The organism is Pseudomonas endophytica, assembly GCF_001411475.1.
In the GTDB taxonomy this organism is placed as follows: Bacteria; Pseudomonadota; Gammaproteobacteria; order Pseudomonadales; family Pseudomonadaceae; genus Aquipseudomonas; species Aquipseudomonas endophytica.
In genome coordinates this window covers 1-7,507 of the sequence record NZ_LLWH01000067.1, presented here as the reverse complement: position 1 = coordinate 7,507, position 7,507 = coordinate 1, and the positions used below count along the sequence as shown (strand labels likewise).

Sequence of the window (7,507 nt, the reverse complement as noted above, 5' to 3'; positions counted from 1 at the left end):
TGCCCGGCACTTGGGGGAGGGGCACGGCGAGGATGGCTTCGCGACCTTCACCCAGCTCGGCCCGTTCGGCGACATGGCGCAGTCGGTCGAAGTTAACGTTGGCACCCGAGTCGATGGCCACCAGCGTCTGGCCACGCACGCCGCGTTGTTCTACGTATTTTTTGATCCCGGCAACGCCCAACGCACCCGAAGGCTCGGTGATCGAGCGCGTGTCATCGAAGATGTCCTTGATGGCCGCACAAATTTCATCGGTGCTCACGGTGATCACTTCGTCGACGTAGTCTTTGCAGATATCGAACGTGTGCTGGCCAATCTGCCCCACGGCGACGCCATCCGCGAAGATCCCGACGCTTGGCAAGACAACGCGCTCACCAGCGGCCATCGCGGCTTGCAGGCAGTTGGAGTCATCAGGCTCGACGCCAATGACTTTAATGTCTGGCCGCAGGTATTTCACATACGCCGCAATACCGGCAATCAGTCCGCCACCGCCCACCGGCACGAAGATCGCATCCAGCGGCGTCGGGTGCTGACGCAGAATTTCCATCGCCACGGTGCCCTGCCCGGCGATGGTATGCGGGTCGTCATAGGGATGTACGTAAACGTAGCCTTTTTGTTCAACCAGTTGCAGCGAGTACGCCAGGGCTTCAGGGAAGGAGTCACCGTGTAGGACCACAATACCGCCCCGTGAACGCACGCCTTCAATCTTGATCTCAGGGGTGGTTTTAGGCATGACGATGGTGGCTTTAACCCCCAGCACCTTGGCGGCCAGCGCCAAGCCTTGAGCATGGTTACCCGCCGATGCGGTCACCACGCCACGCGCGCGCTCGGCATCGCTCAAGTGCGTGAGCTTGTTGTAAGCGCCACGAATCTTGAATGAAAACACCGGCTGCAGATCTTCGCGCTTTAGCAAAATCTGGTTACCCAGACGCTGAGAAAGCTGATTGGCAGGCTGTAATGGGGTTTCTACGGCGACGTCATAAACGCGCGAGGTGAGTATCTTCTTTACGTACTGTTCGAGCATCGGAAAGCTTCACTGGGCGGTTGGCAGGACCAAGGAGTCTAACCCAGCGTTTACACGGGCGACCATACGAATCCAAAGGTTTTATAGGCTTGGGTTATACTCCACGCCCTTCTGTTTATTACTCTTTCCGCCCCGGAGCCCGCATGACCCAGGATCAACTCAAACAGGCCGTAGCCCAAGCTGCTGTCGATTTCATCCTTCCACGCCTGGATGACAAGAGCATCATTGGGGTCGGCACCGGCTCCACAGCCAACTGCTTCATTGACGCACTGGCCTTGCACAAAGGGGCTTTTGACGGCGCCGTGGCCAGTTCCGAAGCCACCGCAGCGCGCCTCAAAGGTCACGGTATCCCGGTGTATGAACTGAACACGGTCAGCGACCTGGAGTTCTACGTAGACGGTGCCGATGAGAGTGACGAAAACCTCAACCTGATCAAAGGCGGTGGTGCGGCCCTGACCCGCGAAAAAATCGTGGCAGCGGTGGCTAAAACCTTTATCTGTATTGCTGACGCCAGCAAGCTGGTGCCGGTGTTAGGCACCTTCCCGCTGCCGGTTGAAGTGATCCCAATGGCACGCAGCCACGTGGCCCGCGAGCTGGTTAAGCTGGGCGGCGACCCGGCGTACCGCGAAGGCGTGGTGACGGATAACGGCAACATCATCATTGACGTGTTCAACTTGCAGATCACCAACCCAGTGGAGCTGGAGCGTCAGATCAACGCCATCGTCGGCGTCGTCACCAACGGCTTGTTCGCCGCCCGCCCCGCAGACATGCTGCTGCTGGGCACACCTGAAGGTGTAAAAACCCTCAGCAAGTAACCCTCTCAAACCCTTTCCCCGGGCCGATGGCGGCGCGTGAGGGTGTAGGAGCTGCCGCAGGCTGCGATCTTTTAATCTTTAAAAGATCGCAGCCATCGTGCCTCGGCAGCTCCTACAGAGTGTTACTCACGGCTTTTTGAACACGTAAAACAGGTTCGGCTCACTCACCACGTACAACGTCCCCGCATCGTCCATCGCGACGCCTTCCGCTTGTGGCACTGATTTTTCTAGGCCATGCCGTCCCTTTTTCAATGACAACGTGCTGAATGGGCGGCCATTGATGTCCAGCTCCAAGAGCAGTTTCGACTCATCCGACAGCGCCAACAAATGGCCGCTGCGCTCATCAAACTGCAAACTTGATAAATCACGTACAAACAGTCGCGCATCGCGGCGCGGATTAGTGACCACGTGGGTGGCATAAGGCTGCTTCGGGTTGTCATGGGGGAAGCCCCGCACCTCGTAAATCAACATCGGATCTCGCTCTTTGGCCACAAACAGCCGCTTGCCAGCCGAGTCGTACGCCAACCCTTCAAAGCCCTTGTTACCGGACTGGTTGATCCCCAGCGTCAGCTGCTCGGCATCCGCAGCATTGAGTTGGCGGGTGGTGTCATTGATTTTCACTTTGATCAGCCGCTGCTCGTGTTCATCGGTGATCACGTAAGTGTTCTCCTCAATGAACTCGATAGCTTCAGCATCACCAAACCCAACCAGCGGTATGCGCCGCACAATATGACCGTCCAGCGATAGCTCAACCATCTCCGGCTGTTTGTTGGTCACGGTAAACAAGCTCTTGCGCACGGGGTCGTAGGTCAGGGCCGACACGTTGTCCTCAAGCCCATCAATCTTTTGGCCTTGAAGCACAGCACGGTACTCACCCAAATTGATTGCGTCAGGGTTGGCTGACTGCCACAGCAAGCTGAGGTTAAACCAGGTGCGGTCGAACAAACGGTAATGCTGCGCTGAGAACCCAGCAGCCAGCAGCGCCAGAAATATAACGCTTGAAAGTACAAAGGTTGAACGGCTGAAACGAGACATAAAGAGAAGCTCTAACTAAATCAGCCGGGTGAAATACCACGGTTGCATGAACTCAAGCTTAATCGGCGCTTCTTAACCTGAAGCCGCTCCCTCTGAACTGAGGCAGCGGCGGCACAATTTACTTGGCTTTCTTCTCAAAACGATAGAAGAGGTTCGGCTCGCTCACCATGTACAGGGTGCCGTGCTTATCAATCGTCACCCCTTCAGCCCGGGGAATGGTGCTTTTCAGACCATTAAAACCCCGCAACAAAGTCATGAAGCTGACTTGTTCGCCCAGCTCATCCAGCTCCAGTAATAAATGTGAATCTGCCGAAAGCACCAGTGTGTGGCCTGTGCGCGGGTCGATACTCAAGGCCGACAAGTTACGCAAATCAAGCTCATCGCTAGGGACTTTTTGCTTATTGCCCACAAGGGTCTGGCTGCCGTCGCTTTTCCAGACAAACATCGCTGGCGGACGTTCTTCACCCAGTAACAACTGCTGCCGACGCGGGTCCCAAGCAATCGCCTCAAAAGCTTTGTTCTGGTCTTTTGAGGGGCCAAGGTCATATTTAGGAAAGTCGTTGATGTTCAGGGTCTTGGTATCGGCATCGACCTTCACAATGGTCAATAAATGATCACGTTCATCGACAATACCCAGCAAGCCGTTCTCCATTACGGTCAAGCCTTCCGGGTTGCTCCAACCCACCAGCGGGATCTTACGCAGCACATCACCTTCAAGGCTTAGCTCAACCAAAAACGGATTTTTACCCATCACTGAAAACAAGGTATTGGTGACTGGGTTATACGCGAGGTCGGAAGCTTCATCCTTCTCAAGCCCCGGCATCGGCTTGGCATCAATGACCACTCTGTAATCAGGCAGCCAGACACTCTCATTCTGATCGCTCTGGCTTTCAAACTGCTCCAGCACCCACAACGCCCCTCGGTCATCCCAATGCAAGATTGACGCGATGCCATAGAACAGCGCAGCCAGCAGCAAAAGCCAGTAATACCAGCGCAGGCGAAAACGCGAAGGTCGAGGGTCAGGCGAGGTCTGCAGAGGGTCTGTGGCCATTAACGTGATCATCCAAGAAATTTGCTATGTCTAAATAACACAAAGCGGGCAAAACCGATTGCCCCTAGCGCCCGTATTATCCAGACCGAATGTGAAATTATTGCTAAGACGCCCTGCGTACTGACCGTCTCCGGTTGGCGCCCTTTAACTTGTAGACTCGAAACTATCATCTCGTATGTAGGACTTGTCTTTATTTATCAGCAACTTTAGGCATTGCCTTTGTTCAACCCACTTCACCTTCTCACTTTTTAGTCGAGCACGACTTGTCACTTGCCCCTCAAACAAATTCCCACTCCACACACCAACTAATACCTCACCTAAACTACCGCTTGAAGGGGACTATAAAACGTCTTGCCAGTAGGAACTTTCTGAATATGGTCAAGAGACTAATGATTGCAACATTGCGCCTTGACACTTATCAACTAAGACTCTTATCTAATAAAACAAATCGCTTCAGCCCGTATCCAACATCTCTATTTATCATTCTCAATGACGGTGCACATGGATTGTTTACCCGATTATTCAAGCGATAAAACAATGGTTTCCTGGGATGCCCCAAGACGCTTTAACCCTCTATGCTCTGTGCCGCCTAAAAGTTAGACAGGAGTTCGCCTACATGCCATTCACCTCACACACCCAGAAGTTGGCAGCACCGACACTTGCGCCCTCAAACAAACACACTATCTGCGCCCGCGCGGCCGAACAACTGCTGGTCAACGTCGCGCCCTATATAAATATGGAAGAAGGCGATTTAATCGAATTATTCTGGGACGGCTGCTATGTATCTTCTCGGCAACTTTCTAACTCTGACGTCAGTCACCCAGTATCACTTAGAGTACCCGAAAGTTTTATCCAGAACGGAACAGCGCGTCTTTATTACCGGGTGATGCACATTGGCAGCACCCCCGCTCTTTCCGCACAACTTAAAGTACTGGTCAAACTTGACTGCCCCGGCGGCGTCGTTATCGGAGAAGAAAACCAAGGGCTCGCCCCCGTGATGATCCCCGACCCGATCCAACGCTATGGGGTCAATTCAAACCAAATAAAGCGCGGGGTTCCCGTGACCATCGAGCCTTATCGCAACATGGCCAGTGAGGACGAAATCACCTTGCTGTGGGGCGATGTGCGCCTCGACCTGCCTAAGCTGCGCCAAGTCGATGTCAATAAACCCGTTAGCGTATTCGTGCCCTCAGACATCATTCAAGAAGCGGGTGAGGACCCAAAACTGGAAGTCACTTACTGCGTGATTGACCGCGTGGGCAACAACTCTCGCTGGGCGCCAACCCGGACCTTGAGAGTCGGCTCCAACCTGCGCTACATCAACTCCGCCCCCACTGAAGTACTGCGCGCCGCGGAGACACGCCTCAACTGGCGGGACTGATGGCCACCGAGCAACAGGAATCATCTATCTATATTCCTAAAAGTTAGTTTTTTTAGTTTTTATACTCGATTAGGGTATATGAACCGGACCACCGGACTCTCTTGCTTTACTTCGCGCCGCTCCTGCGGCGCCCCTAAGATGAGGTAGGTATGGTCAGCAACACAATTACCCTTTGCGGGGCATTGCGTGCAGCCAAGGAGCGGAACTAATGTCCCTCTTGGCCAATGCACAACTACACAGCGACGTAGATGTCGCGCCCCTGTTGTTCGAAGCGCACGTCCTGCGCACCGACAACGAAGCCCTCCAAGCCGCTCACGACTTGGCCAACCTCGCCCGTGAGCATGCTGCACATCGCGATCAGCAGCGCAAACTGCCGTGGTCGCTTGTAGAAGCATTCACCCGCAGTGGGTTGGGCGGGATTTCTATTGCACGTGAGTTTGGCGGCCCACAAGTCTCATTTGTCACCTTGGCTGAAGTCTTCGCCATCATCTCGGCGGCCGACCCGGCGCTGGGGCAAATACCGCAAAACCAGGTTGGGCTGCTCAATCTGATTGCAAGCGTTGCGACGCCCTCGCAAAAAGAGCAGTTGTTCTCCAGCGTGCTGCAAGGCTGGCGCATTGGTAATGCGGGCCCGGAACGCGGTACTAAAAACACCCTCGAATTGAAAGCTCGGATCACCGCCGATGGCGATGACTTCGTGATCAATGGCCAGAAGTTTTATTCCACCGGCGCGCTGTTTGCGCACTGGATCGCCGTTAAGGCGCTGAACGACGACGGTAAGCAAGTCATGGCCTTTATCCGCCGTGGCTCGCCAGGCTTGCGAGTGGTTGATGACTGGTCCGGTTTTGGCCAGCGCACCACCGCCAGCGGCACCGTCCTGCTCAATAACGTCGCTGTTGAAGCGCAACAGGTGATCGACAACTGGCGCCTGCCTGAAACCCCGAATCTTCAAGGCGCAATATCGCAGCTGATCCAAGCCGCCATCGACTTGGGCATTGCCCGAGGTGCTATTGCCGACACCATCAGCTTTGTTCGCGAACGATCGCGCCCCTGGATCGACGCCAAGGTCGAACGCAACAGCGATGACCCGTACGTGATTGCCGACATCGGCAAATTGCAGATCGAGCTGCATGCCGCCGAAGCGTTACTGCGTAAGGCCGGTCGCGTACTCGACGACGTCAGCGCGGCGCCGATTAATGCGCAAGCCGCTGCACGTGCCTCGATTGCCGTGGCCGAGGCCAAAGCGCTGAGCACCGAGCTGTCGTTACTGGCCAGTGAAAAACTCTTCGAGCTGGCGGGAAGCCGCGCCACCCTTGCCGAGTTCAACTTGGACCGGCACTGGCGTAACGCACGCGTTCATACCCTGCACGACCCCGTGCGCTGGAAGTACCACGCCATCGGCGCCTATCGCCTAAACGGTACGTTGCCAGCACGGCATTCCTGGATTTAACGGAGACACCCATGTCACTGATATCCAAACAAGTCCCGGTCATCCAAAGCGATGCCGAGGCCATTCGCGTAGCACGTGAGCTTGCCGCTTATTTCAAACGTGACAGCGTCGTGCGTGATCGCGAACGACGTCTGCCGATTGATGAGCTGGAGCTGTTTTCCCACACCGGCTTATGGGGCATCACCGTGCCCAAGGCGTATGGCGGTGCAGGCGTTTCTAACGTCACGCTCGCCGCAGTGGTGAGCCTTATTTCGGCTGCCGACGGCTCGCTGGGGCAAATCCCGCAAAACCATTTTTATGCCCTCGAAGTACTGCGGGTGAACGGCAGCGAGACACAAAAACAACGGTTCTACGCCGAGGTTCTCGCCGGGCAACGCTTTGGTAATGCATTGGCCGAACTGGGCACTAAAACGGCCCATGATCGCACCACTCACTTGGCCAAGGCCGAGCACGGTTACCGCATCACTGGCCGCAAGTTCTACGCCACTGGCGCACTGTATGCACAGCGCATTCCCACCTCGGTTGTAGATGACAACGGCGTGCAGCAATTAGCGTTTGTGCGCAGTGACAGTGAAGGCTTGAACGTGATCGACGACTGGAGCGGCTTTGGTCAGCGCACCACCGGCAGCGGCTCAGTGGTGTTCGACAACGTGTTCGTGGCCTGCGACGACGTCATCCCGTTTCAAAGCGCTTTTGAACGCCCAACCCCGGTCGGCCCGCTGGCGCCAATTCTGCACGCGGCCAACGACCCCGG

General features: G+C 55.5%; 7 protein-coding genes. 4 read left to right on the top strand and 3 right to left on the bottom strand.

Going from position 1 to position 7,507, the window contains the following annotated elements; all coding sequences use genetic code 11:
- A partial coding sequence (ilvA, locus tag AQS70_RS06185) for a threonine ammonia-lyase, biosynthetic (protein ID WP_055102018.1) occupies positions 1-1,021 on the bottom strand: 1,021 nt, incomplete at its 3' end.
- A 143-nt stretch (positions 1,022-1,164) separates the two neighbouring features.
- On the opposite strand from ilvA, the gene rpiA reads away from it, so the two are divergent.
- Positions 1,165-1,836, top strand: coding sequence for a ribose-5-phosphate isomerase RpiA (rpiA, locus tag AQS70_RS06180; protein ID WP_055102017.1), 672 nt, complete (start codon positions 1,165-1,167; stop codon positions 1,834-1,836).
- 126 nt (positions 1,837-1,962) lie between these two features.
- Here rpiA and AQS70_RS06175 read toward each other — a convergent pair whose 3' ends face one another.
- Together AQS70_RS06175 and AQS70_RS06170 are read right to left on the bottom strand one after the other, a co-directional pair.
- Positions 1,963-2,871: an SdiA-regulated domain-containing protein gene (locus AQS70_RS06175; RefSeq protein ID WP_055102016.1), complete on the bottom strand. Its 909-nt coding sequence runs from the start codon at positions 2,869-2,871 to the stop codon at positions 1,963-1,965.
- 118 nt (positions 2,872-2,989) lie between these two features.
- Positions 2,990-3,922: an SdiA-regulated domain-containing protein gene (locus AQS70_RS06170; protein WP_055102015.1), complete on the bottom strand. Its 933-nt coding sequence runs from the start codon at positions 3,920-3,922 to the stop codon at positions 2,990-2,992.
- 616 nt (positions 3,923-4,538) lie between these two features.
- Between AQS70_RS06170 and AQS70_RS06165 the strand changes: the two genes are divergently transcribed.
- From AQS70_RS06165 to AQS70_RS06155, 3 genes are all read left to right on the top strand, one after another.
- Positions 4,539-5,303 (top strand): hypothetical protein, encoded by a 765-nt coding sequence (locus AQS70_RS06165; RefSeq protein WP_055102014.1) that lies wholly within the window; start codon positions 4,539-4,541, stop codon positions 5,301-5,303.
- 208 nt (positions 5,304-5,511) lie between these two features.
- Positions 5,512-6,753, top strand: a complete 1,242-nt coding sequence (locus tag AQS70_RS06160) for an SfnB family sulfur acquisition oxidoreductase (RefSeq protein WP_055102013.1) — start codon at positions 5,512-5,514, stop codon at positions 6,751-6,753.
- 11 nt (positions 6,754-6,764) lie between these two features.
- Positions 6,765-7,507 (top strand): acyl-CoA dehydrogenase family protein (locus AQS70_RS06155; protein ID WP_187331785.1); only part of this gene is annotated, 743 nt, incomplete at its 3' end.

Bases quoted from the DNA above. Each gene is read 5' to 3' on its own strand.
- AQS70_RS06170 (WP_055102015.1), bottom strand. From the start codon at position 3,922: ATGGCCACAGACCCTCTGCAGACCTCGCCTGACCCTCGACCTTCGCGT.
- rpiA (WP_055102017.1), top strand. From the start codon at position 1,165: ATGACCCAGGATCAACTCAAACAGGCCGTAGCCCAAGCTGCTGTCGAT.
- AQS70_RS06165 (WP_055102014.1), top strand. From the start codon at position 4,539: ATGCCATTCACCTCACACACCCAGAAGTTGGCAGCACCGACACTTGCG.
- AQS70_RS06160 (WP_055102013.1), top strand. From the start codon at position 5,512: ATGTCCCTCTTGGCCAATGCACAACTACACAGCGACGTAGATGTCGCG.
- AQS70_RS06175 (WP_055102016.1), bottom strand. From the start codon at position 2,871: ATGTCTCGTTTCAGCCGTTCAACCTTTGTACTTTCAAGCGTTATATTT.